This window comes from Bacillus sp. S4, assembly GCF_040838205.1.
In the GTDB taxonomy this organism is placed as follows: Bacteria; Bacillota; Bacilli; order Bacillales; family Bacillaceae_G; genus Bacillus_A; species Bacillus_A cereus_U.
On sequence record NZ_JBFPJI010000480.1, the window covers coordinates 1 to 1,779 of the forward strand.

The following is a 1,779-nucleotide window of genomic DNA, read 5'->3' on the forward strand; positions in this document are numbered from 1 at the left end:
TTAAAATACATGCAGAAGAGGTGCTTATTGCACCTCTTTTTTATGTTCAAATTTTAATTCCTATGAAGTGACGTCCGCATTAAATAGGAATATTACTTTTCTTTTTCCTATAAAAAGCGGATAACAATTTTTAATAGTAGTTATTACAATTTAAATACGGAAAATTCAGAAAAGTTTTTAGAAACTTAGGAGGAGGTAATTGAAAGCGTTTACTGATGTTGAAATACAAGAAAGGGAAAATTCCCATATAAGGAGGCTATTAAGATGAAATCGATTAACCCGATGAATGTGATAGACGAGAGTCGTATTCATTCCATGCATATTTGGTTAATATTTTGGTTATTTATCGTAATTGCATTTGATGGATATGATGCTGTTATTTATGGAGCAACAGTACCTTCGCTCATTAAAGAGTGGGGAATATCGGATGTTACAGCAGGGACAATTGGTAGTTATACAGCTATAGGAACGGCAATTGGTGCTGCATTCTTTGGTTTATTAGCTGATAAAATAGGTCGTAAAAATATCATACTAGTAACTACAATCTTATTTAGTCTATTTACATGTCTAGCTGGTTTTGCGAACGGTCCTGTAATGTTTGCGATTTTCCGTGTTATTGCAGGTATAGGGCTTGGCGGAGTTATGCCGAATGTAATTGCTATAGCAACAGAATTCTCGCCGAAACGAGTTCGAACTGCTATCGTATCTTTTATTTTTTGCGGATATTCAGTTGGAGCAATGACAGCGGCACTTACAAGTCGTTCCCTTCTTACGACAGCAGGATGGGAGCCCGTTTTTTGGTTAGCAGGAATCCCGTTATTGTTTATCCCGTTTTTAATGAGAAGCATTCCAGAGTCTGTAGGTTTTCTTTTAATGAAAGGAAAAATAGAAGAAGCTAAAAAAGTAATAGCTAAGGTAAATCCACAATTAAGTAAAGATGTGGTAATTGAATTTACAAAACCATCAACTAAAGAAGCAGGATCTCCTGTTGTTAAGTTATTTGAGGAAAAGCGTGCCGTAAGTACAATTATGTTTTGGATTTCATGTTTTAGTGCTTTCATACTCATTTACTCTATGAGTACATGGTTACCAAGGCTTATGATGCAGTCAGGATACGATCTTAAATCAAGTCTCTCATTTACAGCTGTCATGCAAATTGGAGCTATTGTTGGAACACTCATTTTCGGTCCAATAGTAGATAAAATCGGATTTAAAAAGGTACTTGTCCCATTATTTTTCTGTGGAGCAATTGCGTTATCACTCATCGGGTTTGTAAATAATATGTTTGTTGGGTTTTTGTTAATTTCAGTAATTGGCGCTTCTTCTGTTGGACTACAAAATATGTCAAATGCATTCGTTTCTCAATATTATCCTAGTAATATGCGCTCAACAGCAGTAGGAAGTACAATGGCCTTTGGGCGTCTTGGAGGTGTGGTAGCTCCGACTTTGGTAGGTATTCTTCTTTCCATGCATTTATTGCCTCAATATAATTTTGCGGCAATTGCGACTGCTGCTGTAATCGGTGGTATAGCAATGCTATTCATTAAAGAAGAACATGGAGTCTATTATAAAGAGAAAAAACAGATAGAAGGAGAAAATAGCAATCTCACTTCAGCTAAATAGTATATAAAAAATCCCGGGGATAAATTTCTTCGGGATTTAAAAATATTTGGTGAAAAGTTTGTGAATTTATTTTCTATAATATTTTTAAATACGTTTCATTCATTCATTTGTTTGAGATGAAACTAGACTCTTACAGCTACTTGTATAAAAATATAG

Annotated in this window: 1 protein-coding gene; it reads left to right on the top strand. The window is 34.8% G+C overall.

Annotated features, from left to right (window positions below):
• Positions 1 to 264: 264 nt before the first annotated feature.
• Entirely contained in the window at positions 265 to 1,623 is a 1,359-nt protein-coding gene (locus AB3X48_RS21820; RefSeq protein ID WP_199715317.1) for an MFS transporter, read from the top strand.
• The last annotated feature ends 156 nt before the right edge of the window (positions 1,624 to 1,779 follow it).

What these genes read in the sequence shown, in the direction of transcription:
- AB3X48_RS21820 (WP_199715317.1), top strand. Translation starts at nt 265, where the DNA reads ATGAAATCGATTAACCCGATGAATGTGATAGACGAGAGTCGTATTCAT.